A 24,031-nucleotide genomic window follows, 5' to 3' on the forward strand; every position below is an offset into this window, starting at 1 on the left:
CCTGCGGCGGCGACCGGACCCGTCCATCTCCAGGGACACCGCCGGATCAGGCCAGATCGGCCCAAGGGGCCGGCGGGGCCGAGGCGAAGAAGCGGAGCAGGCCCAGGAGCCGGCCGGCTGGCGGGGCGGTCCAATGGCGTTCGCCGGGGCGCGGGACGGGATCCGGCAGGCGGCCGAGTGCCCAGGTGAGGTGGAACCACAGCACGCGAGCTTCCCAGCTCGGTGTGCTGGCCGAGACTCGCTCACCGGTCGCCTGCCGGTAGCCGTCGAGCATGGCCGGGATGCCGGTCAGGGGCATCTTGGCGAAGTCGACAGCAGGGTCGGCCCACTGGGCGTCGCCCCAGTCCACGATGCCGTTGAGCTCGGCTGTCGCCGGGGAGACAAGGAGGTTCTGCGGGGCGATGTCGCCGTGGACCAGGACCAGGGACGGCTCCGCGGGGAGATGCTCCGAGAGCCGGTCGAACCAGCCGGTGAGCCAGCGGGCGGCCTCCGCGTCGATCCAGCCCGCCACGAGGAGACGGTCGGTGAGTGCCCAGGGGTCCGCGTCGTCCTCCACGGGGACGGCAGGAAGGTCAGGTGCGGTGGCCGGGGACAGCCGGTGCAGCTTGGCCAGCTCCCTGCCCACCTGGTGGTGGACACGGTCGGCGTCGGCGGCGGGCAGGTCGAGGCCTGCGAGATCTGCTCCCCGCGCTCGGGCGAGCACCATGTACGGCACGTCCACCACCGAGCACGTGTCGTCGAAGGCGACGACTTCCGGCGTCCGCACGCCCGCGTGCAGGGCGGCGGGGATGACCGCGACCTCCTTGACCAGGTCCGGGAGGAACTGCTTGGTCCGTGGGATGCGCAGGACCAGGTCGTCCCCGAGCAGGAAGACGCGGTTGGCCACCCCTGCCGGAAGGGGCCGCACCTGCTCGGCGGTGATCCCGTGCCGACCGGCGATGGCGGCCAAGATCTCGTCGCTCGCCTCGAATTCCGACATGATCGAGCATGGTGACACAGACGGCCGGGACCCGTCTCGCGCACCCGTCCCCATGCCGGCCCGCCGTCTCCCGCCGGTCCCCCGCGTGGCGGCTCAGTCACCACTCCCCTGCCGCACCTTGGCGTAGTGGCGGGCGGCTCGTGCCCGGTTGCCGCAGCCGGGTGAGCACCATTCGCGCCGCGGGGTGTCGCGGACGAAGTACAGGATGCAGCCCGGGCCCTCGCAGGCGCGCAGCCGGTGACGCAGGGGCCCGGCGAACAGGTCGACGGCGTCCTCGGCCACGGCAGCGAGTGCGGCCGCGACAGGGCGACCCGCGGTGCACTCGGTCGTGTGCGGCTCGGGCGTGGTGCGCAACTCCCGCCAGCGCGTGGTGTGGCCGGCGTGACGGTTGAGGGTCGCCACCATGTCCGGATCGGGTGCGCGCTCGTTCACGGCTGCGGCGGCGAGGGCCCGTACGACGTCCCGGAGCTCCCTGGCCAGGTGCAGGTCGTGGTCCGTCACGCCGTGGATGTCGGCGTCGGCGAGTCCGACCGCGAGACGTGGGCGCATGTCGCGCAGCCACGCGGCCAGGTGCTCGACGCTGCGCAAGCCGTCCTTGGGCCGGCCTCTCACCGCGTACGAGGTGTTGCCGAGTTCGATGGCCGGCGGTTCGCCCAGGAACGGAGCGCCGCCATCCGCAAGGTGTGCCACTTCCACCCTTCTAACGCTACATCCAGGTTGACAGCGTTATAAAACGTACTGCATATTCTAACGGCACAAGGGGTTTCTAAACGTTAGAAACGGCCTTCCCGGCAGACGGGCAGCCATGCCCGCCACCAACTCGACCGCATCCACATGGAAGGTTCCGCATGAGCACACCTGCCCTGCAGACCGGGCACGTCGGTCTGAACGTGACCGATCTGGCACGTTCCACCGCCTTCTACCGCCAGGTCTTCGGGTTCGAGATCATGGGTGAGCAGACCGACGGCGACCGCAGATTCGCCTTCCTCGGCCGCGACGGCACCCTGCTGGTCACGTTGTGGCAGCAGAGCGGCGGCGTGTTCGCCACCGACCGGCCCGGCCTGCACCACCTGTCGTTCCAGGTGCCCGACATCGAGGCGGTCCGGCGCGCCGAGGCCACCCTGCGCGAACTCGGCGTGCGGCCCTTCCACGAGGGGATCGTCCCGCACGGCGAGGGCGCGTCCTCCGGCGGTGTCTTCTTCGCCGACCCGGACGGCATCCGCTTGGAGATCTATGCGCCGACCGGCGCCGACACCGCACCGGCGCCCACGAAGGGCGCGCCGACCTGCGGCTTCTTCTAACCGATCCGACGGATCCACCTGTGCCCGGGCCGCGCCGCCGCGGCCCGGGCCCACGACGGAAAGGGGTCGCCCATGCTCCACCCAGGCGAACGCTCAGTACAGCGCCGCGCCGGTCTGACCGCCGACGGATGGGGGTCGGCCGGCGCGGGGGCGGCCATCCCGCCGGTGGCGGCGGAATTCCTCACGCAGCAGCGTCTCGCGGTGATCGCGGCCGCCGATGACACCGGCAGGGCGTGGGTCAGCGTGCTCACCGGCCCGCCCGGGTTCGTCACCGCCCCTGACGACCGCTCCGTCGTGGCGGACCGGCTGCCCGGCGCCGGCGATCCGCTCGCGGGCCTCTTCGACGCCGAGCGGCAGGTGGGCATGCTCATGATCGAGCCGGCCAGCCGGAGACGAATGCGGGTCAACGGCCGGGCCCGCCGGCACGGGAGCCGGCTCCTCGTCCGCACCGAACAGGTGTACGCCAACTGCCCGAAGTACATCCAGACCCGCGCCCACGTCGACGACGTGCCGCCGGGAAGCAGGACGGCGCTCGTCACCGACGAGCTCACCGCCGGCCAACAGCAGTGGATCGGCACGGCCGACACGTTCTTCGTCGGCACGTATGCGGAGGGGCTGGGAGCCGATGCGTCCCATCGCGGCGGCAACCCCGGATTCGTCACGGTGGCCGGCAGCCGCCGGCTGACCTGGCCCGACTACGCCGGCAACTCGATGTACATGACGCTGGGCAACCTCGAACTCGAGCCGCGCTGCGGGCTGCTGTTCCTGGACTGGGAGAACGGTCACACCCTGCACCTGACCGGACGCGCCCGCATCGACTGGGACCCGGAGCGGGCGGCAGGAGTGCCGGGCGCGCAACGGCTGATCGACTTCGACGTCGAACGAGCCGTCCAGATCCCCGGTGGCATCCCGCAACGGTGGTCCTTCGGCAAGTACTCCCGGTTCAACCCCACAGCTGAGAAGGATTCATGATGCGTGTCCGTGTCGACATGACCCTGTGCCGGACCCACGCCCAGTGCGTGTTCGCCGCCCCTGAGGTGTTCGCCCTCGACGACGATGACGAGCTGGTGTACGAGGCCACGCCATCAGACGCGCTGCTGCCCGCCGTGGAGGAGGCGGCTCGCGCCTGCCCCGTGCAGGCCATCCTGCTGGACGACTGACCGGCGCATCGCGATCGCCGGCGCCCGTCCTTGGGCGCCTCGGCTAGCCGGTGAGACCGCGGTCCGTCATCTCGTCGAGAAGGCTGTCGCTCGTTCATGATGAGGGACGCTCCCCGTCTGACGTCACGCCTTGGCAGGCGTGCTCACCGCCTGGGCGGCTTGCGGTATGTGATCGGCTTGTCCCCCTTGCCGGGGAACGCCATGATCAGCAGGCGTTGGCCGCCCTCGTGCGGTCCCTGCCACCTGAACCAGTCGTAGTGCACGCGGACCCGGTAGTGACCCGCGCGGCCGTCGAGCGACAGGTCGGGGAACTTCGTCCCGCTCATGTCGTCCCTGAGCACGATCTCACCGGTGGGGCTTTCGTAGCCGACCTCGACGACCTGGTCCCAGCCCTTGGTCTCCACCGGCGGACGACGGCTGTAGGTCTCCACCGTGACGCAAAGACGGTAGTCGGAGTGCGTGCGGATCATCAGGTGGCCGGGGAGGGCGGTCACCAGGCCGTCGGCCCCGGCCTGATCGAACGAGTCGTCCTCGAACGGGTCCCCGCCGTCCTCGGTGGGCTCGTACGTCTCCACGATCCCGTAGTCCGTCCACTGGGGTTCCTTCATGCGGATCGCCGTGGCCGGCTTGACGAGCGGGCGGTGGCGCGGGCTCGAGTCGCACATGCGCTGCGCGTCGGCCTGCCACTCCCGCGTCTCCCGGTCCTGTCTGGCGGCCGCGGCCTCGACCGCGGCGCGGGCACTGGGGCAGATCTCCGCGAGCGGGTGGGTCAGGGCGTCGCGCTTCAGCCCCTCCGTCGCCTGGAGGCGGGCGACCTCGTGGGGATCGTTGCGGGTGTAGACGCCGCACAGCCGGCGGGCGTGGGCGAGGATCACGGCGTCGGGCGTGGCGGCGGCGAACTTGATCAGGTCGGCCTGCCGGAGGGAGCACACGAATCGCTGGTCCCGGGTGAGCTCGGGCCTCTCGCGCTCGCGCGACCACGTCTCGCGCGGCTGACAGGCCTCGGCCGCGGTGACCGGGCCGCGGGCCTGGTCGGCCACGGGCACGAAACCGAGCGCGACCAGTGTGGCGAGCCCGGCCGGCAGCACGTGGTGGCGTACGCGCCGGGCGGGCGCGGCCGGGTACAGCGACAGCAGGAGCAGGGCGGAGGCGAGCAAGGCCGCGCTGTACCACGACGGTGAGATGCCGAAGAAGAGCTCACCGTCCTCTCCCTGGGAGAACAGCCCCTCCGGATAGATTTGCGTGCCTTCGTAGAAGAAGTCGCCGACCTCTCCTGACACCGGCGTCGCCGTGAGCGCGCTGACGACGCCCACGGCCGCGGCGATGGTCAGCGTCAGCGCCGCGATCCGCACGACGCGGCGGGTCCGCCGCAGGACGGCGGCCAGGATCAGCAGCGCGGGGCCGCCGACGCCGACGAAGACGTCCAGGACGAGCCACGTCAGGGCGTTCCCGCTGCCCCCGTTCAGGCGGACGGTCTCCTCGACGACGCCCCTCGGGCCGATCCAGAGATACCTGCCGTGCGCGAGGTTGACGGCGGCGGGGATCAGCGGGAGCACGATCGCCACGGCGGGCAGCGGCCACCGCCTGGCCGCCGCCCGCGCCGGCGCCTGCCCGGGTACCGGCGGTGGAAGGGGGTTCGCCAGCTCGTGGGCGGTCCTGGCGTCCCACACCAGCCCGAAGACGCTGACGGCGCCGAGGAGCGCATAGACCCTGAAGATCTCGGGGAATCCGCCGCCGCCGAAGGAGACGACCCCGTTCGGCTGGAGAACGGACAGCACCTGGGCGATGACGCCTGTCCGGACGGTCGCCGCGCTCCAGCGGGGATCCCTGGCCTGGGCTGCCAGGATCGACACGGACCACGCCAGCCAGACATAGCCGTACCCGTCGGCAAGAGCGAAGATCCTCGCGACGGAGTACAGGTCGAAAGCCCCCGTGATCTCCTGGCCGATGCTGCTCACGCCGGCGACGGTCCCGACGACGAGCGAGAACAGCCGCGGCCCGCGGGAGACGGTGTCACGGAGCACCAGGAAGAACAGCGCCACGACGGCCAGCTGCACCAGACCGGAGACGATCCCCGTCACCGACCAGAACCAGTGGATCTCCCAGGCGAGAACCAGCGGAGCGCTCGCGATGCCGATCAGGCCGTTGCCGACGCCCAGGTACAGGGCGAGCCGCAGCAGGCCGACCGTCCTGCCCCGGGGTGCCGGCTCGCCGCCGGCCCGCCCGCGCAGCACCTGCCACAGGGCCCACGCCTGAAGTGCCCCGATGAGGATCAGGACGAGTGCCAGCCCCCATGAGACGGTGAACGTGTCCTCGCCGGAGCCGGGGAACCAGCCCGTTCCGGAGTCGCGGGTGACGACGTTCCAGAGAAGCTCGCCCCGGTCGGTGGTCAGCGCGAAGGCGCCCAGCACCGTGACTGCGGCCAGGTAGCCGAGCGCGATCAGGGCGGCGATCCTGCCGAAACGGTAGCGACGCATGGCCATCCCTTGGGGGCGGAGCCGTCGAAGCGCCCAACCCTAGCGAGCCACCAAGAAGTTGATCAAGTCGTGGCGGGTGCGCGGTCGGCCGGCCGGCTCAGCGGACCCGGTCGTAGACCATGGCGATCTCACCCAGCTCGCCGGTCTCCTGGTGGGTGAGGGTCCACCTCGAAGCCGGCAGGCCGTCGTCGAACAGTCGCTGCCCGCCTCCGGTGATCTCGGGGCAGATCATGAGGTACAGCCGGTCGAGCAGGTCCGCCGACAGGAGCGGCTTGATGACGCTCGGGCTGCTGTTGACGAGGATGTCGCCCGCACCGGTGGCCTTGAGGTCGGTGACGACGTCCGCGGCGGGGGCGTTCACCACGCGGGTGCGTTCCCACGGGGCTTCGGTCAAGGTGGCCGAGAGGACCACCTTCTCCGTGTCGACCAGCCACTTGGCGTATCCGCGATCACGCGGATCGGCGTTCTCGTCGGCGGCGACCGACGGCCAGAATCCCATGAATCCCTCGGCGTTGATCCGGCCGAGCAGCGCCGTCGTCGCGCCCTCCCAGATGCGGTTCATGTGGTTTCGCGCGACCTCCGTGATCACATACGGTGCGAACGCCCCGAAGTCGCTGGGCCCGCCGGGACCGTGGTAACGCCCGTCGAGGGAGAGGCTGAGGTTGGCGGTCACCCTGCGACCGGCCGGGTTCGTCATTGCGTGCTCCTTGTATCGGTGTCGTGCTCGGTGTCGCGCAGGTCCGCGGCGAGGGTCGCCGCGAGCTTGTCTAGGCTCTGGCCGAAGCCGATCTCGATGCCTGCGATGAAGTCCGCGGAGCCGACGGTGCTGCCGGTGATCCGCCAGTGGACGTCGAGGTCCGTGCCGGCGCCGGTGGGCCGGAGGTCGAACTCGACGTGCGAGGTGAAGGCGAGGCTCCCGTCGGGCAGCAGCGGGGAGAGCCGGTACGCGAGGCGCTCCCCCGGGTGTACGTCGTCCACGACGCCCTCCGCGCGACCGGCGACCACGTCGGAGCCGTCGGCGTCCTCGGCGTCGCGGTACTCGTGGATGATCCGCCCACCCGGTCGCGCCTCGAACACCAGCTCGGAGACGCGCAGGTCGTCAGGCGTCCACCAGCGGACGAGCAGGGGCGCCTCGGTGAGGTGGCGCCAGACCAGCTCGGGGGGTCCCGCCAGCGACCGGGAGAACCGGAACGAGCGGCCGTCGGCCCACCCCGGCTCCTTCGCGGCGAACCGCTCCGCGTCGAGGCTGAGCCCGTAGCGGTCGTACGTCTCGCGCGGGCCGCCGGCCTGGTCGGCGGTGTCGGCGAGCCGGCCGAGGACGGCCGCCAGGTCGCGCAGGGGGGCGGGCTGGAGCGCGTAGACGCGGCGCCGGCCGGTGCGGTGGGAGGTGACGAGGCCGGCACGCTCAAGGGTCTGCAGGTGCTTGGTCGTCTGCGGCTGGCGCGCCTGGGCGAGCTGGGCGAGGACGCCGACCGGCCGGGGCCGCTCGGCCAACAGGCTCACGAGCCGCCAGCGGGCCGGGTCGGCCAGTGCGGTGAGGAGTGCGTCCATGCGGAGAAGTATTCTCCACAACGAATATTCGTGTCAAGGAATATCTTAAGCCGGAACGCGTCCGGTGGCGCATCTGGCGCGACGCGGGCAGGCTGGGGCCGCGGGACGATGTCCGGAACGGCGCCTCGGCTCCGACGTCCCTGCTGAGAGAAGGGAAACCGATGAAGTACATGATCCTTTCGTACGCCTCCCAGCAGGACTACGACGCCATGTCGGGCAAGGACACCGGCAAGCCGGCCTGGTCGCAGGAGGACGTGGCGGCCATGGTGCGGTTCATGGAGACGGTCAACCGGGAGCTGGAGGAGTCCGGCGAACTGGTCGAGACCCGTGCGCTGGCGGCGCCCGTACACACCCGCAGGCTCGGATCCCGCGGCGGCGCCGGCTTCGTCACCGACGGCCCCTACGCCGAGACCCAGGAGGTCCTGGCCGGTTACTGGATCGTCGAGTGCGAGAGCTTCGACCGGGCCACCGAGATCGCCGGCCGCCTGGGACAGTGCCCGTACCCGGGCGACACCTACAACGACGCCTACGCCGACATCCGGCCCATCAGCGAGTCCGCCGGAGACATGGGGTTCTGATCGACGCCGCCGCGGCCGAGAACCTGCTGCGCGAGCTGGCGCCGCAGGTCCTCGGCGCGCTCGTACGCCGGTACGGGCATTTCGACATTGCCGAGGACGCCGTCCAGGAGGCGCTGCTGGCCGCCGCCACGCAGTGGCCCGAGGAGGGCCTGCCGGGCGACCCGCGGGCCTGGCTGATCACGGTGGCCGCGCGCCGGCTGACCGACCTGCTCCGCAGCGAGCAGGCGCGCCGGCGCCGCGAGGACGCGATGGCCGCCAGGGCGCTGCCGGGCGACTGGCTGGCGCCGGCTGCCGACCAGCCGCTCGCCGCCTCGGACGACACGCTCGTGCTGCTGTTCATGTGCTGTCACCCGTCGCTGTCGCCGACGTCCCAGATCGCGCTCACCCTGCGGGCGGTCGGCGGCCTGACCACCGCGGAGATCGCCCGCGCGTTCCTGGTCCCCGAAGGCACCATGACGCGCCGCATCACCCGCGCCAAGCAGCGCGTCAAGGACAGCGGCGTGCCGTTTCGCCTGCCCCGCGCGTCCGAGCGCGCCGAACAGCTCGGCGTGGTGCTGCACGTGCTCTACCTCGTCTTCAACGAGGGATACGCCAGCACGTCGGGGCCCGATCTGCAGCGGGCGGAGCCGGCCGCGGAGGCGATCAGGCTGACCCGCATGGTCCACCGGCTGCTGCCGGACGACCCCGAGGTGGCCGGGCTGCTCGCGCTCATGCTGCTCACCGACGCCCGGCGGCAGGCACGCACCGGTCCTGACGGGGCGATGATCCCGATGGCCGAGCAGGATCGCGGCCTCTGGAACTCCGCCCAGATCGAGGAAGGCGTCGAACTCGTCACCGCGGCACTCACTCAGGGGCCGCCGGGACCGTATCAACTGCAGGCCGCCGTCGCGGCCCTGCATGACGAGGCGCCGAGCGCGGAGGAGACCGACTGGCCGCAGATCACGGCGCTGTACGAGCTGCTGATGCGGATGTCGGACAATCCCATGGTGGCGCTCAACCACGCCGTCGCCCTGGCCATGTCCCGCGGCCCTGAGGCCGGCCTCGAACGCCTCGAAGGACTCCGCTCCGACGGGCGCGTCGCGGGTGATCATCGGATGTACGCGGTCCGCGCGCACCTGCTGGAGATGGCCGGCGACCTGGCGGCGGCGCGGGACGCGTACGAGGCGGCGGCCAGGCGCGCCATGAGCTTTCCCCAGCAGCGCTACCTGCACGCCAGGGCCGCCCGGTTGCGGGGCTGACGGACCTGACGCCGGTCAGGCTCCTGGGCTCCGGCCTGTGATGGGGGCCGAGCTCGCCGGGCTGCCTGCGCGTCAGCCGTGGCCGGCCGGGTCGTCCGTGGGACGGGGGCCGCCGGGCCCTTCGGAGGCGTACTCCGCGGGGATGTCGAGGATTTGCAGGACGGCGCAGGCCAGGGTCTTGCCGGCGCCCACCCCGATGAGCAGCACGTAGTCGCCGGGGGCCAGCGCCCCGTCGGCCAGCAGGTGGTCGAGGGCGACGAACTGGTCGCTGACCCCGAGGTGCCCGATGCCGGCGCCGTAGTCCCAGGTGGTGTCGGCCAGGGTCAGCCCGAACCAGCTCGCCCGCTCCTCCACGTTGTCCCAGCGCCCGTGCGGGAACGCCACACGCTCCACCTCGTCGAGCGTGATCCCCGCCTCCTTGAGCGTCCGCTCCACCAGCTCCATCAGCGTGCTCTGCATCGCCAGCATGACGCCGGCGCCGTCGCGGGCCAGCAGTCGCTTGCGGAACTCACGGTGCCGGGCGGCGAAGTCGAGCGGCCGGCCCACGGTCGCGTCCGGCGGGAACATCGGCACCCCGCCGTCGTTGACCGCCTCGGCTTCCGGCAGCACGGTCACGTTGACCGACCGCACCTGCGCGAAGCCCGGGTCCGTGGTGACCAGCAGCGCGCACCCGGCGTCGCCCACCACGTAGCCCTCGATCATGCGCCACCGGTCGACCAGCGGGCTGCCGTGATTGTCGGCGCCGACCAGCAGCGCCGTGCCGCCCGGCCGCAGGTACCCGGCGGCGAGCTGCAGCGCGCCGAACATCCCGCAGCATCCCTGCCGCAGCTCGACGGCCAGGACGTCGCCGCCGACCAGGTGCTGCTGCAGGTAGTACTGCGGCTGCCAGCCCTCCGGCCCCTGGTGCCAGACGTCGGCGTACAGCATGAGGTCCAGGTCGCGCGGCGACATCCCGCCGGAGCGCCCGAACGCGTGCCGGGCCGCCCGCAATGCGAGCTCCGGAGCCGGTACGTCGCCCGCCACCGCCGCACCGCGCAGGCGGAAGTACTCCATCTCGCCGGCCGGATAGCGGCCCTCGGCGACGGCCGTCTCGATGCTGACCACCGGTGGCAGATGGACGCCGATACTGCGCAGGTAGATGTCGGATGTACGCATCCGTCCTCCTTCAGCGCGGCAGGCCGCGGCGCGGACGTGGTGGAACGAACAACCCTCGGCAGGGAAGGACGAGCCTGCTGGAAGAGCTGCCGGGTTGCCGATCACGGGCCGGCGATACGTATGACGGCCTCGCGACCTGAACGTTGACAGATGTGTCCTGGGCGGTCAGCGCCGATGGTAATCGGAGAGATCATCCATGACCAGTGGTGTCATTTTTCGGGCGGACCATGGATAATCGTCACCGCCGTTGATCACCGGCGTGCCGGAGCGGAGACAGCGATCGCGGGCCAGGTCTGTCGGGCGGCGTGCCGACACAGGGGGGCCACCGGCCGGAAGCACACCGGCCGGCTCGTTCTCGTGCTCGCGGGCCTCACCGCGGTCGCTCCCCTGGCCGTCGACATGTACGTGCCCGGCTTCCCCGGCCTGGCCAGAGCCTTCGGCGCCCCGGCCTCCTCGGTCCAGCTGTCCCTGACGGCCTTTCTCGTCGGGCTCGCCGCGGGGCAGCTGCTCCTGGGCCCGGTCAGCGACGCGGTGGGCCGCCGCCGCGTCCTGCTGGCCGGCGCCGCGCTGTTCACGGTGCTGTCGCTGGCCTGCGCAGTCTCCCCCAGCATCGAGATCTTCGACGCCGCGCGGCTGTTGCAGGGCGTCGCCGGGGCGGCGGGCATGGTGGTCGCCCGGGCCGTGCTCACCGACCGCTTCCACGGCACCCCGGAGGCGGGTCGTCGCTTCGCGACCCTGTCCGCGATCGTGTTCATGGCGCCGGTGGCCGCGCCGGTGCTCGGCGGGGCCATCCTCGGCATCGGCTCCTGGCGCCTCGTCTTCACCGCGCTGGCGGGCTTCGGCGTCCTGCTGATCGCGGGGCTCCTCGCCTGGGTGCCGGAGAGCCTGCCCGCCGCCCGCAGGCGATCGGGCGGGGTGAGCGGCGTGGTCAAGGCCATCGCGATGCTCGCCGGGCAGCCCGCCCTCGTGGGGTACGTGCTCGCCTCGTCCTTCACCGGGGCCGCGCTCTTCACCTACATCGCCGGCTCGACGTTCGTCTTCCAGGACGTCTACGGCCTCTCGGCCTCTCGGTACAGTCTCGTCTTCGCCGCCAACGCCCTCGGCATGCTGGCCTCCAGCGTCCTGTTCGGCCGCCTGTCCGCCCGCGTCCGGGCAGGGACCCTGTTCGTCGCGGGGCTGGCCGTGTCCGGCACCGGTACGGCGGCCCTCGTCGCGTCGCTGGCCACGACCGGCGGTTCCTTCGCCGCCACCTGGGCCTGCCTGTTCGTCACCGTCGCCGGCCTGGGCACGGCGCTGCCCGCCACCACGACCATCGTCCAGTCACTCGGCCACGACGCTCCAGGAGCGGCCTCCGGCCTGCTCGGCGGCAGCCAGTTCATCCTCGGCGCGGCCGCCTCCCCCTTGTCGGGTCTCCTCGGGAACGGCCGCACGGTCTCCATGGCGGTCATCATGCTGGCCGCCTTCGGCCTCGCCGCGCTGTCCCTCAGCCTGGTGCACGGCGCTCGGGGGCGTGCGGCCTCCTGGCGGCTTCGCCGCTGAAAGGCGGGCCGCTGCGGAGTTCGTACGGCTTGACACTTCTTTCGGAATGTGGGCGTAATAGCCGCCGCGTCGCGTGTCGCCGCCGGGAGGACGGACGGAGGCATGGAGGCGCCGAATCAAAGGGGATGACACCGTGGCCACTCACACCGTCGGTCGTGCCTGAGCACACCGCGCCCGCGCGTCGTCCCATGCCCCTTGCGGTGTCGTAGCACCCGCTCGCGTCGGCATGCCCGTGCGGGTCTCCCATGTCATCGACACCCGCAGCAAGGAGCCGGACTCAGCATGCCCATGGACTTCAACCAGCAGATCATCGACGAATACCGCGCCAACAAGGGCCAGGTCGGCGGCCCCTTCGAAGGAGCCCGCCTGCTCCTGCTGACCACCGTGGGCGCCAGGACCGGCGCCGAGCACACCACGCCGCTGGGCTGCCTGCCCGACGGCGACCGCATGCTCGTCATCGCCTCGGCCGGCGGCTCGCCCCGGCATCCGGCCTGGTATCACAACCTGCTCGCCAACCCGCAGGTCACCGTGGAGGACGGCGTCTGGACGTACCAGGCCAAGGCGGTCGTACTAGAGGGCGAGGAACGCGAGCGCGTGTTCGCCCGCGCCGTCGAGGCGGACCCCGGTTGGGGCAGGTACCAGGAGCAGTCGGGCCGTGTCCTGCCAGTGGTGGCGCTGATGCCGATCGCCTTCCGGCCGCCCGCCGGCGCTCTCGGCGACGCGCTGATCACCATGCACGACGGTTTCCGCCGCGAGCTGGCCCTCATCCGCGCGGAGGCGGCCCGGTCGGGGCCCCGCGTGGCCGCGCAGCTGCGCGTCAACTGCCTGACCATGTGCCAGGGTCTGCACGGCCACCACGCGAAGGAGGACGCGTACATGTTCCCGGAGCTGGAGAGCCGCCATCCGGAGCTGGCCGCGGTGATGGCACGGCTGCGGGCCGAGCACGAAGTGGTCGCACGGCTGCTCGACGAGCTCCAGGCGCTGCTGGCCGCCGAGGATGTCGCCCCTGAGACCCTGCTGAGCGGGGTGAACCGGCTCACCCAGGAGGTGGAGGCCCACCTGGACTACGAGGAGGAGCAGCTCGTACCGCTGCTGCGCTGATCTTCCGGAGTGCCGCGGAGGCCGGTTCCGGCTGCTGCAGCCGCTCGCGCAGGTCGGTCTGCTCGCCGAGGTGTCGCGGCTACGGTCGCGACCCCGGCAACGCGCGCCCAGGGCCTCATCCCGCCCTCCTCGCCGCCGTGGCAACGCACCCCTCACCGCCGCGCCATATCACTGTCAGTGATCGTCACGTTACGTTCGGTGTGCAGGACGGTGGCGATCGCCGAGTCCCGGGGCGCCCGTGGGGGCGCAAGGGCGAGGGGATCGCCTCTCGGCTGGAGGAGCGGACCGCGGTGGGGCCGAAGGCCGGTCATGCCGCGTGATCCGCGCCGTTGGTGGCCCCGGGACGACCCCCGGGAGCAGAGCGAAGGTGAGGTGGCCGAGATTCATCTGACTCCGCACGAACAGGAACGCCTGCTGATCCATGTGGCCGCGGACGTGGCCCGCAAGCGGAAGGAGCGGGGAGTTCTCCTCAACTACCCGGAGGCGGTCGCGCTGATCACGGCGCATGTGCTCGAGGCGGCCCGGGACGGCAAGTCCGTTCACGAGCTCATGACCGCCGAAGAGAAGATCCTCTCCCGTGACGACGTCATGGAGGGCGTCCCTGAGATGATCACCGACATCCAGATCGAGGCGACGTTCCGCGACGGCACCAAGCTGGTCACCATCCGTGCCCCCTTCGCCGAAGCGGAAGCGGAGACGCTGGTCCGTCCGGGGAAGATCGACCATCCTGAGGGCGCCGCGGAGGTGGCCTTCAACGAGGGCCGCGAGGTCACGACGGTGACCGTCACCAACAGTGACGACCGTCCCATCCAGGTCGGCTCGCACTACCACTTCTACGAGGCCAATCCCCGCCTCAGCTTCGACCGCTCCGCCGCCTACGGCAAGCGCCTGCACATTCCCGCCGGCAGTTCCATCCGGTTCGAGCCCCGGTGCACCCGGACGGTGCAGCTCGTGCCCATCGAGGGCAGGCGCATCGTGGCCGGCCTGCGCGGCGAGGTCGGAGGGCGGCTCGATGGATGAGTCCCTGACGGACACATCGGCGGACCAGCCCGCCGAGCCGGTGGCGGAGGCATCGTCGCGGGACGGCGGGCCGGCACCGGAGGTCCCGCCGATCGAGCAGCCCCTCACCCGGACGCAGTACGCCGACCGGTTCGGCCCGACCGTCGGGGACCGCATCCAGCTGGCAGACACCAACCTGCGGATCGAGATCAGCGAGGACTGGTCGGGTGGTCCGGGACGCAGCGGCAACGAAGTCATCTTCGGCGGCGGCAAGGTGATCCGCGAGTCGATGGGCCAGTCGTGCGCGCCGCGCGACTCCGCGAGGTTCGGCGCCCCGCAGCCACCTGACACCGTCATCACCGGCGCGGTCATCCTGGACCATTGGGGCGTCGTCAAGGCCGACGTGGCCATCCGCGACGGCCGGATCGTCGCGCTCGGCAAGGCCTACAACGACGAGACCATGGACCGCCTGCACGACGGGCACGAGCGGGCCACGGACTTCCTGATCGGCCCCGAGACCGAGGTCGTCGCGGGCAACGGCAAGATCCTCACCGCGGGCGGAATCGACACCCACGTGCACTTCATCTGCCCCGAGCAGGTCCGCGAGGCCCTCGCCGCGGGCGTCACCACCCTGATCGGCGGCGGCACCGGCCCCGCCGAAGGCAGCACCGCCACCACCGTCACGCCCGGCGCCTGGCACATCGCCCGGCTGTTCGAGGCGCTGGACGCCTTCCCGGTCAACGTCGGGCTGCTCGGCAAGGGCAGCACCATGTCCACCGAATCCCTCTACAACCAGGTGGAGGCCGGCGTCCTCGGGTTCAAGATCCACGAGGACTGGGGGGCCACCCCGGCAGTCCTGCGCCGCTGCCTGGAGGTGTGCCGGGCGACCGGCGTCCAGCTGGCCCTGCACGCCGACTCGCTGAACGAGGCGGGCGCGGTCGCCGACACCATCGAGGCCATCGGCGACCACCCGATCCACGTCTTCCACGTCGAGGGCGCCGGGGGCGGCCACGCCCCCGACATGATCACCATGGCCGGCCTGCCGAACGTGCTGCCCGCCTCCACCAACCCCACCCGCCCCTTCACCGTCAACACGGTCAAGGAGCACATCGACATGGTGATGGTCTGCCATCACCTCAACCCGCTGGTGGAGGAGGACCTGGCCTTCGCCGAGTCGCGGATCCGGCCCTCCACGATGGCCGCCGAGGACATCCTGCACGACCTCGGCGCCATCTCGATCATGTCGTCGGACGCCCAGGCGATGGGACGCATCGGCGAGATGATCATACGGACGTGGCAGACCGCGCACGTGATGAAGGCCAGGCGCGGCCCGCTGGAGGGCGACCGGGCCGGCGACGCCGGGGCCGACAACCACCGCGCCCGCCGCTACGTCGCCAAGTACACGATCAACCCGGCCGTCGCGCACGGCATCGATCACGAAGTGGGCTCGGTCGAGGTGGGCAAGCTCGCCGACCTGGTGCTGTGGGAGCCGAAGTTCTTCGGGGTCAAGCCGCACCGGGTCATCAAGGGCGGCCAGATCTCCTACGCGCAGGTGGGCGACGCCAACGCCTCCATCACCACCCCGCAGCCGGTCCTGCCCCGGCCCATGTGGGGGGCCACGGGGCGGGCGCCGGGCGCCAACGCGGTCAACTTCGTCACCGAACAGGCCATCAGGGCCGGCTTGGCCGAACGGGTCAAGGTGAGCAAGGAGTTCAAGGCGATCCGCGACACCCGCAAGGTCTTCAAGGCCGACATGCGGGAGAACAACGCCTGCCCCGCCATCCGCATCGATCCCGACACCTTCGAGGTGGAGATCGGCGGAGCGGAGGCCAAGGACGTCAAGGCCGAGATCGACGACCAACTCGTCGACGGCAATCAGTTCGCCGACACGCTGCCCATGGCCCAGCGGTACTTCCTCTTCTGATCACCGCCACCTGATCGGCCGCCGTGACGGCCCCATGACGGGTGACCCACGAGATCGACCGACGTGAACGAAAGGTGAGCCACGCACGATGAGCCGCGCCGCCCTGCTCGTCCTGGCCGACGGCCGTTTCCCCGCCGGCGGGCACGCCCACTCCGGTGGGGCCGAGGCGGCCGTCACCGCGGGACGCGTGCGCGACGTGGCGAGCCTGCAGGAGTTCTGCCGCGGCCGGCTGCACACCAGCGGCCTGGTCGCGGCAGGGCTCGCGGCCGCGGCCGCAGCCGGGTACGACCCGCTGCTGCTGGAGGAGGCGGCCGACGCCCGCACGGCCGCCCCCACCCTGCGGCAGACGTCGCGCAGGCTCGGGCGGCAACTGCTGCGGGCCTCCCGGGCCGCCTGGCCCTGCGCCGAGCTCGACGCCCTCGCCGCGGCACGGCCGCGGGGCGCTCACCAGCCTGTGGTCCTCGGCGTGGCGGCCCGCTGCGCGGGGCTGACCCCGCTGGACGCCGCGTACGTGGCGGCGTACGAGAGCATCGGCGGCCCGGTCACCGCGGCCGTCCGCCTGCTGCGGCTGGACCCCTTCGACGCCGCCGCCGTCCTGGCCCGCCTGGCCGCCGACATCGACCACGTCGCGGCCCGGGCGGCCGAGGCCGCGCAGCGCGTCCACGCCGACGGGCCCGCCGCGCTGCCGGCCGTCTCGGCGCCGCTGCTCGACATCGCCGCCGAGCAGCACGCCGCCCGCCCCGTCCGTCTGTTCGCCTCCTGACCAAGCCTTCGACCCTCCGGGAGCAGCCATGCATCTCCACCACAGCGGTACCTTCCCCGAAGGCCACGTCCACGGCCCCGGCGGCTCCTTCGAGCGACCTGGCGGCCGCCGTCGCGCCATGCGCATCGGCCTCGGCGGGCCGGTCGGCTCCGGCAAGACCGCCACCGTCGCCGCTCTGTGCCGGGCGCTGCGCGAGGAGATGTCCATCGCCGTCGTGACCAACGACATCTACACCCGCGAAGACGCCGAGTTCCTGCTGCGCGAGGCCGTCCTGCCCGCCGAGCGCATCACCGCGGTCGAGACCGGCGCCTGCCCGCACACCGCCATCCGCGACGACATCTCCGCCAACCTCGAAGCCGTCGAGGACCTGGAGGACCACCTCGGCCCCCTCGATGTGATCCTCGTCGAATCGGGCGGCGACAACCTCACCGCGACCTTCTCCAAGGGCCTGGCCGACGCCCAGATCTTCGTCATCGACGTCGCCGGCGGCGATGACATCCCCCGCAAGGGCGGCCCCGGCCTGACCGCCTCCGACCTGCTCGTCATCAACAAGACCGACCTCGCCCCCCATGTCGGCGCCGACCTGGCGGCCATGGCCCGCGACGCCAAAGCCCAGCGCGGCGACCTGCCCACCGTCCTGACCGCGGTCAGGACCCCGGGCGGCATCACACCCGTGGCCGACTGGGTCCGCCGGCGCCTGGCCGATTGGACCGGTGGCCCCGCATGACCCTCGGGCCCGCTCCGCCCGCAGCGGCCCAGCGCACCCCGCCCGGCGTCCGCGCCACCGCCCGCATCCGGGCGACCCGCGCGCGCGACGCCACCGTCCTGCCCGTCCTCGCCGGTGACGGCCCCTTCGACCTGCGCCGCGCCCGCCCGCACGGCAACCAGGCACGGGTGTGCATCCTCGGCGCCATGAGCGCCCCCCTCGGCGGCGACCGGCTGCGCATCGAGGCCACCGCCGAACACGACGCCCACCTGCACATCACCACCGCCGCCGCCACCATCGCCCTGCGCGGCCCCACCACCGAGCACGCCACCTACGACGTGCGCCTGGCCGTGGCCGAGCGGGCCAGCCTGCACTGGCTGCCCCGGCCGCTCATCTCCGCCGCCCGCAGCAACCTGCGCCAGAGCTGCACCATCGACCTCGCCGCGACCGCACGACTCCTCCTGCGTGAAGAAATCGTCCTCGGCCGTGTCGGCGAGCCGCCGGGCCGGCTCGCCACCCGCCTCACCGTCCGCCGCGACGGACGCTCCCTGCTGGAACAGCACACGATGTACGGCGCCGGCGCACCCGGCTGGGACGGCCCCGCCGTCCTTGCCTGCCACCGCGCCGTCGGCCAGATCCTCGTCGTCGACCCGGCTTTGGACCAGCAACCGCCCCACGCCCGGCTGCTCGGCGACGACCCGGCAACCGGCCAGGCCGTGCTGGCCCCCCTGGCGGGCCCCGCCATCCTCGTCACGGCTCTGGCCCCTGACACGCTGCACCTGGGCCGCCTGCTGGACGCGGCGCAGCAGGTCTTGCGAGCCGTCGCCCCGCCTCCGCAGCCGGCCACGGCTGACCAGCGCAGCGCGGAGGCGTGCTCGCCGGCCCGTCCGGTGTGAAGGTGTGAACAGGTGAACGCCGCCGCGCTCGGCCAGCAGGCCCGTCAGCAACGGCCTCCCTCATCAACGGCTTGCAGGCGCGGCGGCTCTTCGACGGCGACTCGGCCGGCTTCCCGGCCCGGAACCGGTCAGGGAGCGGCGACGTCGATGTTCTTGGCCTGCATGTCCTTGTTGTTGAACATCCTCCTGCCCATGGCCCTGCCCACGCCCGGCATCCGCATCACGCGCATCATCCCCGCACGCAGGAGATGCTCCTTGCGGTCGTGCGGGGTGAAGATGCGGCGTCCGGGCAGGGCGCTGTCCTGCTGGAGGTGGATGAAGGGCCTCATCTGCGTCTCCCAGGCCCGTAGCGCGCCGGGCACGTCGCCGGGGTGGCGTTGCAGCATGGTGCCCAGCAGTTCGCCGCCGGCAAGGCCGCTGGAGGCGCCCATGCCCGCGTACAGGGTGACGCACCAGGCGGAGTCGCCGATCAGGACGACCCGGCCCCGGTGCCAGCGCGGCATCTTGACCTGGTGCACCGAGTCGAACAGCGTGTCGGGGGCCCGCTCATAGCGCGTCAGCAGCCCCTCCAGCAGCGGGCCGGTGGGTTCGGGGCCGAAGGCGGCGCGGATGGACTCGATCGGCGGGCGGCGGAACTCGGCGTCGATGTCGTGGGTGCGGTAGGAGAACAGCAGGCTCGGGGCGTGATCGGCGAACGGGAAGGCCCACACCGAACGGCCCGGCTCGGCCAGGACCAGGCCCTCGTGCGGGCCGAAGCCGTCGACCGGGCCGTCCAGCACCGTGGCGCCGACCATGTAGTTCAGCGGGTGCAGGTACTCCTCGGGGCCGAAGACGAGATCGCGCACAGTGGAGCGCATCCCGTCGGCGCCGATCACCAGGTCGAAGCGCTCGGTGACGGTGGTGTCCGCGGCGGTGTCGTGCAGGGTCACCTCCGCCGCGGAGTCGTCCTGGGCGATGTGGGTGGGCACGGTGGAGTAGCGGATCTCCACATCGTCCGGCAACGCCGCGAACAGTGCCCGCTCCACATCGCCGCGCAACAGCGGGCGGGGGCCCGCGGCCATGGCGAAGGGGTTCATCCCGGGACGGCGGCGCCCCCTGCGGTCGACGTCGTAGGAGACGACGCCGGGGCCGCCGCGGTCGCCCATGGCCTCCAGCACGCCCAGCCGCCGGGCCGAGGCGACGCCGGCGCCGAACAGAGCGATGAAGTATCCGCCGGAGCGGCGCGCGGGCGCCCGTTCCACCACCACCGGCCGCCATCCGACCTGGCACAGCCGCAACGCGGTGGCGATGCCGGCGACCCCGAGTCCGACCACCAGGGCCCGCCCGCCCTTGCCCGCCTCCGTCATGACGGCTCCTCTCCTAGGCTCCCCGCCATGCTATACGGCGAACTGACCAAATGGTCCAATTGGTCAGTCACTTCGGCAGGCCGTTCCGGACCGGGGAGATGACCGGCCCAGGGCAGTTCGAGATGCCGCGCGGAAACCCGCGGCCGAAGATCGCTAGGCGTCGCGGCGCAGTGTGAACCAGAAGGTCGGCACCGGGTTGGTGCCCGGTGTGACGTCGAGCAGCTCCCAGCCGGTGAACCTGGCGCGGAGTTCGTCGGCTGTGACGCCCGCCGCCCACGACTTGACCTCGGGGATCGGATTGCCGAGCGGCTCGGGGCCGTACCCGAACATCAGCAACCGGGCTCCGGGGGCGGCGCGGTGGGTGAGCCCGGCGGCGTAGGCGTCACGGCGGTGCAGCGGGATCCCGCAGTAGCAGCTCAGATCGAAGAACAGGTCGAAGGGGCCGGGCACGTCCAGCTCGCCGAGGCGGGTGGCGTCTCCGTGCAGGAGGCGGACCGCCACCCTCGCCGCCTCGGCCTTCTCCCTGGCCTGATCGACGGCGCTGTCGATCAGGTCGACGGCCGTCACCTCCCAGCCGTGCCGTGCGAGGTAGGTGGCGTTGGTCCCCGTGCCACAGCCGAGTTCGAGAGCGCGGCCGGGCGGCAGCGCGCCGTGCCCCTCCACCAGGGCGACCAGTTCGGGCGGCGTCACGCCGGTGTCCCACGGTGCCTTGCCGGTGCGGTAGTAGGCCTCCAGCGCGCGGTGGACGGACTCCTCCTCCTGGTCTCGCTGCGTCGGGGTCAGGTCCAGGTCGGGGCTCTGGGCGGCGGCGGGCTGGTTCATCGTCTGCTCCAAGTTATTAGAGTTGAACTCTAGTGTCATGCACTAGAGATACACTCGCTGTATGGATGGAGTCAAGCGGACGGACAAGCGAGCCGAGCGCTCACGCCGCACCCGCGAGAAGATCGTCGAGGCGGCTCGCGAGCTGTTCGTCGCGCAGGGTTACGGGGCGACGAGCCTGCAGGAAGTGGCGGACCGGGCGGGCGTGGCCGTCCAGACGGTCTACTTCGTCTTCCACAACAAGCGCACGCTGTTCAAGGACGTGGTCGACACGTCCATCGCCGGGGACGCCGAGCCGGTCGCCACCATGGATCGTGAGTGGTTCCGCGCCGCGTGCGCCGAGCCCACCGCTGCCGGGCAACTGCGCGCGCACGTCCGCGGCACCCGCGAGATCCTGGGCCGGGTCGCCCCGATCATGCCGCTGATCGCGGCTGCCGCGGCCACCGACCCTGAGATCGCCGCGCAGTGGCCGGACGGCCCCGACCCGCGTTACACCGTGCAGCACGCGGCGGCCGAAGCCCTGGCCGGCAAGCCCGACGCCCGTCCCGGCCTCTCCGTCGAGATGGCGGCGGACCTGCTGTTCGGCCTGCTCAGCCCGCAGCTCTACCTGATCTTCGTCCGCGACCGCGACTGGTCGCCGGACAGGTGGGAGGAGTGGGCCCGCACCGCCTTGACCTCCCAGCTCTGCGCCGATCCCGGCTGAGCGGGCGGACGTCACGATCGTCCGCCCGCCGCGAGGCCGGCGACCGACCACCGGGCCGGGAGCCCGCCCGATGCACCGCACTAGTACTATCGGGCATAGTTGTCAGCGATCGACGCCCATGACGGGTGGCCGGTTTCTCGAACACCAGGCAGCGGCAGCGGGAGGAGGGGGCACATGGGCGGATCGGCCCGGCGCCTGCCTCTTTCCTGGCTGCGATGGCTGCTGCCGGTCGTTCTCGCGCTGGGCGTGTGGGGCATGCACACGCTGGGGCACGTGTCCTCGCACCACGGCCAGGCCACCGCTTCGAGTTCGCACGCTCCGGCGGACGCGGGCAAGGCGGCGAGGACGGCGCCCGGCGAGACGATGCCGATCCACCGCACCACCATCGAGCCGATCCCGTCCGCCGACGCGTCCGGCGGACTCTCGGCCGGCTCTGGATCATCGCCATGGCTCGATCCGACCGTCGTGTGCCTGGCCGTGCTGTCCTCGGTCGTCGTTCTGCTGCTCATGGCGGCACAGGCGGCGGCCTGGCGGTGGATGGGGAAGATCGCCGGCAGCACAACCTGGGCCGGCGGGGTGGCCAGGTCGCCTCCGCGCCGCCTGGCACCGCCCCTGGCGAGCCTCTCGGTGATGCGTACTTAGGCCGAGCCATCCCCGGACGACCGGGCGGTCGGCCGGGACGCAGGCCCATGTACCTCGTTCACCGGAGAGAGCACCATGTTCATCGACATCAGGAAGAACTTCGCTGCCGTGATCACGTCGGGAGCCGTGCTGGCCCTGCTCACGGCGTGCGGGGGCACGGACAACGGCTCCATGGGCGGACACGACGCCTCCACCATGTCCGGCAGCGCACCCGCCACGACCACGGCGAGCGCGCAGCCGGAGGCCGTGGCCAACGACGCGGACGTCATGTTCGCGCAGATGATGATCCCGCACCACCAGCAGGCCGTCGACATGGCCGACCTGGCCGGCACCCGGGCCGCGGACAAGGCGGTCAAGGACCTGGCGGAGAAGATCAAAGCGGCCCAGGATCCGGAGATCCGGACCATGCAGGGCTGGCTCACCGCCTGGGGCAAGCCGATGCCCTCCGGCGGCATGAGCCACGGCATGCCCGGAATCATGTCCGAGGAGGACATGACGAAGCTGGAGAAGGCCGAAGGCACCGCTTTCGACAAGCAGTTCCTTCACCTGATGATCCTGCACCACACCGGGGCGATCGAGATGGCACGCACCGAGCAGTCACAGGGTTCCGACCCGGAGGCGAAGGAGCTCGCCAGGACCATCGAGACCGCCCAGCGGGCCGAAGTCGAGCAGATGAGGAAGATCCTCGCCCGGCTGTAGGCATGAACATCGGCTGCCCGGGTCGCTCCCGGGCAGCCGGCGGTCCTGTCGCCGCAGGTGAATCGGCGGGTCAGAGCGTGAGGAGCGAATGGCAGTGGTGGGCGAGGAAGGAGCTGAAGCCGGGCACCAGCGCGACCGTCGCCGGGCCCGCGAGCAGCATCGCCACCGTCAGCAGCCCGGCGACGCGCTCGCGGCGGGCGAGCGGCGCTTCGGGGTTCAGCATGCGGCGCACGCGCGTGAGCGCCGTCTCGCCGCCCGCGCCGAGCGTGGCGGCAGGCGCCCGGCCGGTGGCCAGGCGGACCAGGGCGGCGGCGAGCTGCGCGCGGGGATGACGGCGGGCGGCGACGTCGTCGGCCAGCAGCTCGATCAGCCGGGCGATCTCCGTCCTGCCCCGCTCGAACAGCGGCACGCCGGGAAACGCCCTGGCCAGGGCCTCGGCACCGGCGAGCGCGAGGTGATGGCGGCCACGCAGGTGCGCCCGCTCGTGCTCCAGCACCGCGGCGACCTGCTCGGGCGCCAGCGTGCGCAGCGCACCGGTGGTGATGACCGCCTGGGCGCGCCTCCCGGGCACGCAGTACGCCAGCCTCTCCTCGTGGTCGATCACGATCGCGTCCAGGCCGGCGTCGCGCCGGCCCAGCAGGGCGAGCAGCGCCGCGTGCTCGCGACGCTCCATCCCGGCTCGGAGCAGGACAACCGCACCGCAGCAGGCCACCCTTGCCGGCACCGCACCCGCCACGAGCAGGACCGCCACGCCCGCCGCGCTCAGCCCGGAACCGTCGTTCAGCATGGCGGCACACACCTCGAACAGGCCGGCCAGACCGTGCCCCACCATGTCGGCGGGAACGGCGAAGGCCAGCGCGGCGAGCACGGCGGACGCGACCACCGACACGCCCGCCGCCTGCCACAACACGATCGCCAGCCGCGGCGCCCGGTCCGCCCAGCTCGCGACCCAGCCCGGCCTGGGCAGCCAGATCGCGGCCACGATGGTGTAGAGCGCCAGGACCACGGCGGCGCTCATTCCGGCCGCCCCTTGGGCGGGAAGACCTGCAGCGCCGCCTCCAGCGCGGCGGCCTCCTCGGGTGTGAGCCGCTCGAGGAAGTGCACGAGCGTGGCGGCCTGGTTGCCGCCGCCCGCGAGCACAGTGCGCATCAGGTCGGCGGTGTACGCCTCCTTGGAGGCGACCGGCTCATAGACGTACGCCCGGCCGACCGGCCGGCGCTTGAGCAGACCCTTGGTGTGCAGCTTGTCCATCACGGTCATCACGGTGGTGTACGCGATCGTCCGCTCCTGCTTGAGGTCCTCGAACACCTCGCGGACGGAGGCCGGCCGGCGTCGGGCCCACATCCGATCCATGATCGCGGACTCGAGCTCGCCCAGACCTCGTATCATGCCGCCGATGCTACCGGCGATCGTAGACGCGGCTGTCGCGGTGGCCCGGGCGGCGCCGCGCCTACG

General features: G+C 72.0%; 25 protein-coding genes. 15 read left to right on the forward strand and 10 right to left on the reverse strand.

The annotated features are described in order from the left end of the window. Positions 1-46 precede the first annotated feature (46 nt). Both ACIBG4_RS01335 and ACIBG4_RS01340 read right to left on the reverse strand, forming a co-directional pair. Entirely contained in the window at positions 47-979 is a 933-nt protein-coding gene (locus ACIBG4_RS01335) for a phosphotransferase family protein (protein ID WP_397200155.1), read from the reverse strand. A gap of 93 nt (positions 980-1,072) precedes the next feature. Continuing rightward, positions 1,073-1,675, reverse strand: coding sequence for a CGNR zinc finger domain-containing protein (locus tag ACIBG4_RS01340; RefSeq protein ID WP_397200156.1), 603 nt, complete (start codon positions 1,673-1,675; stop codon positions 1,073-1,075). 152 nt (positions 1,676-1,827) lie between these two features. Between ACIBG4_RS01340 and ACIBG4_RS01345 the strand changes: the two genes are divergently transcribed. From ACIBG4_RS01345 to ACIBG4_RS01355, 3 genes are all read left to right on the forward strand, one after another. Next, on the forward strand, positions 1,828-2,280 hold the full coding sequence (locus ACIBG4_RS01345; RefSeq protein WP_397200157.1) for a VOC family protein: 453 nt from the start codon (positions 1,828-1,830) through the stop codon (positions 2,278-2,280). A 72-nt stretch (positions 2,281-2,352) separates the two neighbouring features. Continuing rightward, positions 2,353-3,252, forward strand: coding sequence for a pyridoxamine 5'-phosphate oxidase family protein (locus ACIBG4_RS01350; protein WP_397200158.1), 900 nt, complete (start codon positions 2,353-2,355; stop codon positions 3,250-3,252). Next, positions 3,249-3,440 carry a ferredoxin gene (locus tag ACIBG4_RS01355; protein ID WP_397200159.1) on the forward strand — a complete coding sequence of 64 codons (192 nt, stop codon included), beginning with the start codon at positions 3,249-3,251 and terminating at the stop codon, positions 3,438-3,440. The genes ACIBG4_RS01350 and ACIBG4_RS01355 overlap by 4 nt, the downstream gene beginning before the upstream one ends. 143 nt (positions 3,441-3,583) lie before the next feature. On the opposite strand, the gene ACIBG4_RS01360 is transcribed toward ACIBG4_RS01355, so the two are convergent. The 3 genes from ACIBG4_RS01360 to ACIBG4_RS01370 all read right to left on the reverse strand — a co-directional run bounded on the left by ACIBG4_RS01360 (position 3,584) and on the right by ACIBG4_RS01370 (position 7,468). Further along, complete coding sequence (locus tag ACIBG4_RS01360; RefSeq protein ID WP_397200160.1) at positions 3,584-5,917, reverse strand: hypothetical protein; 2,334 nt, start codon at positions 5,915-5,917, stop codon at positions 3,584-3,586. Between the two features lie 97 nt (positions 5,918-6,014). Continuing rightward, the gene (locus tag ACIBG4_RS01365; protein ID WP_397200161.1) at positions 6,015-6,614 is read right to left on the reverse strand and encodes a dihydrofolate reductase family protein; all 600 of its coding nucleotides are present in this window, start codon (positions 6,612-6,614) and stop codon (positions 6,015-6,017) included. Next, complete coding sequence (locus ACIBG4_RS01370; RefSeq protein ID WP_397200162.1) at positions 6,611-7,468, reverse strand: metalloregulator ArsR/SmtB family transcription factor; 858 nt, start codon at positions 7,466-7,468, stop codon at positions 6,611-6,613. Before ACIBG4_RS01370 ends, ACIBG4_RS01365 begins: the two co-directional genes overlap by 4 nt. A 161-nt stretch (positions 7,469-7,629) precedes the next feature. Between ACIBG4_RS01370 and ACIBG4_RS01375 the strand changes: the two genes are divergently transcribed. Next, complete coding sequence (locus ACIBG4_RS01375; RefSeq protein ID WP_397200163.1) at positions 7,630-8,046, forward strand: YciI family protein; 417 nt, start codon at positions 7,630-7,632, stop codon at positions 8,044-8,046. Continuing rightward, positions 8,046-9,284, forward strand: a complete 1,239-nt coding sequence (locus ACIBG4_RS01380) for an RNA polymerase sigma factor (protein WP_397200683.1) — start codon at positions 8,046-8,048, stop codon at positions 9,282-9,284. The genes ACIBG4_RS01375 and ACIBG4_RS01380 overlap by 1 nt, the downstream gene beginning before the upstream one ends. 72 nt (positions 9,285-9,356) lie before the next feature. Here ACIBG4_RS01380 and ACIBG4_RS01385 read toward each other — a convergent pair whose 3' ends face one another. After that, complete coding sequence (locus ACIBG4_RS01385) at positions 9,357-10,439, reverse strand: ketoacyl-ACP synthase III family protein (RefSeq protein ID WP_397200164.1); 1,083 nt, start codon at positions 10,437-10,439, stop codon at positions 9,357-9,359. A gap of 174 nt (positions 10,440-10,613) precedes the next feature. Between ACIBG4_RS01385 and ACIBG4_RS01390 the strand changes: the two genes are divergently transcribed. From ACIBG4_RS01390 to ACIBG4_RS01420, 7 genes are all read left to right on the forward strand, one after another. Next, positions 10,614-11,978 (forward strand): multidrug effflux MFS transporter, encoded by a 1,365-nt coding sequence (locus tag ACIBG4_RS01390; RefSeq protein WP_397200165.1) that lies wholly within the window; start codon positions 10,614-10,616, stop codon positions 11,976-11,978. Between the two features lie 282 nt (positions 11,979-12,260). Next, positions 12,261-13,079, forward strand: a complete 819-nt coding sequence (locus ACIBG4_RS01395) for a nitroreductase/quinone reductase family protein (RefSeq protein WP_397200166.1) — start codon at positions 12,261-12,263, stop codon at positions 13,077-13,079. Positions 13,080-13,451: 372 nt separating this feature from the next. Then, positions 13,452-14,099, forward strand: a complete 648-nt coding sequence (locus tag ACIBG4_RS01400; RefSeq protein WP_397200167.1) for an urease subunit gamma — start codon at positions 13,452-13,454, stop codon at positions 14,097-14,099. Then, a complete protein-coding gene (locus tag ACIBG4_RS01405; RefSeq protein ID WP_397200168.1) occupies positions 14,092-16,002 on the forward strand; it encodes an urease subunit alpha in 1,911 nt (636 codons plus the stop codon). The genes ACIBG4_RS01400 and ACIBG4_RS01405 overlap by 8 nt, the downstream gene beginning before the upstream one ends. A gap of 88 nt (positions 16,003-16,090) precedes the next feature. Next, the gene (locus ACIBG4_RS01410; RefSeq protein WP_397200169.1) at positions 16,091-16,765 is read left to right on the forward strand and encodes an urease accessory protein UreF; all 675 of its coding nucleotides are present in this window, start codon (positions 16,091-16,093) and stop codon (positions 16,763-16,765) included. 118 nt (positions 16,766-16,883) lie between these two features. Beyond that, positions 16,884-17,492, forward strand: coding sequence for an urease accessory protein UreG (gene ureG / locus ACIBG4_RS01415; RefSeq protein WP_397200684.1), 609 nt, complete (start codon positions 16,884-16,886; stop codon positions 17,490-17,492). Beyond that, a complete protein-coding gene (locus ACIBG4_RS01420) occupies positions 17,489-18,367 on the forward strand; it encodes an urease accessory protein UreD (protein WP_397200170.1) in 879 nt (292 codons plus the stop codon). The genes ureG and ACIBG4_RS01420 overlap by 4 nt, the downstream gene beginning before the upstream one ends. Positions 18,368-18,495: 128 nt before the next feature. Here the strand turns inward: ACIBG4_RS01420 and ACIBG4_RS01425 are convergent, their stop codons facing one another. Then, positions 18,496-19,713 (reverse strand): FAD-dependent monooxygenase, encoded by a 1,218-nt coding sequence (locus ACIBG4_RS01425; RefSeq protein WP_397200171.1) that lies wholly within the window; start codon positions 19,711-19,713, stop codon positions 18,496-18,498. Positions 19,714-19,866: 153 nt separating this feature from the next. Next, positions 19,867-20,535 carry a class I SAM-dependent methyltransferase gene (locus ACIBG4_RS01430; RefSeq protein ID WP_397200172.1) on the reverse strand — a complete coding sequence of 223 codons (669 nt, stop codon included), beginning with the start codon at positions 20,533-20,535 and terminating at the stop codon, positions 19,867-19,869. A gap of 61 nt (positions 20,536-20,596) precedes the next feature. Here ACIBG4_RS01430 and ACIBG4_RS01435 point away from each other — a divergent pair, with 61 nt between their 5' ends. From ACIBG4_RS01435 to ACIBG4_RS01445, 3 genes are all read left to right on the forward strand, one after another. Then, complete coding sequence (locus ACIBG4_RS01435) at positions 20,597-21,235, forward strand: TetR/AcrR family transcriptional regulator (RefSeq protein WP_397200173.1); 639 nt, start codon at positions 20,597-20,599, stop codon at positions 21,233-21,235. Positions 21,236-21,409: 174 nt separating this feature from the next. After that, positions 21,410-21,877 carry a hypothetical protein gene (locus ACIBG4_RS01440; RefSeq protein ID WP_397200174.1) on the forward strand — a complete coding sequence of 156 codons (468 nt, stop codon included), beginning with the start codon at positions 21,410-21,412 and terminating at the stop codon, positions 21,875-21,877. A 75-nt stretch (positions 21,878-21,952) separates the two neighbouring features. Further along, positions 21,953-22,576 (forward strand): DUF305 domain-containing protein, encoded by a 624-nt coding sequence (locus tag ACIBG4_RS01445; protein WP_397200175.1) that lies wholly within the window; start codon positions 21,953-21,955, stop codon positions 22,574-22,576. Positions 22,577-22,646: 70 nt separating this feature from the next. Here the strand turns inward: ACIBG4_RS01445 and ACIBG4_RS01450 are convergent, their stop codons facing one another. Together ACIBG4_RS01450 and ACIBG4_RS01455 are read right to left on the reverse strand one after the other, a co-directional pair. After that, the gene (locus ACIBG4_RS01450) at positions 22,647-23,594 is read right to left on the reverse strand and encodes a M56 family metallopeptidase (RefSeq protein WP_397200176.1); all 948 of its coding nucleotides are present in this window, start codon (positions 23,592-23,594) and stop codon (positions 22,647-22,649) included. Beyond that, positions 23,591-23,965 (reverse strand): BlaI/MecI/CopY family transcriptional regulator, encoded by a 375-nt coding sequence (locus tag ACIBG4_RS01455; RefSeq protein ID WP_397200177.1) that lies wholly within the window; start codon positions 23,963-23,965, stop codon positions 23,591-23,593. The genes ACIBG4_RS01450 and ACIBG4_RS01455 overlap by 4 nt, the downstream gene beginning before the upstream one ends. Between the last annotated feature and the right edge of the window lie 66 nt (positions 23,966-24,031).

The organism is Nonomuraea sp. NPDC050383 (assembly GCF_044459125.1).
In the GTDB taxonomy this organism is placed as follows: Bacteria; Actinomycetota; Actinomycetes; order Streptosporangiales; family Streptosporangiaceae; genus Nonomuraea.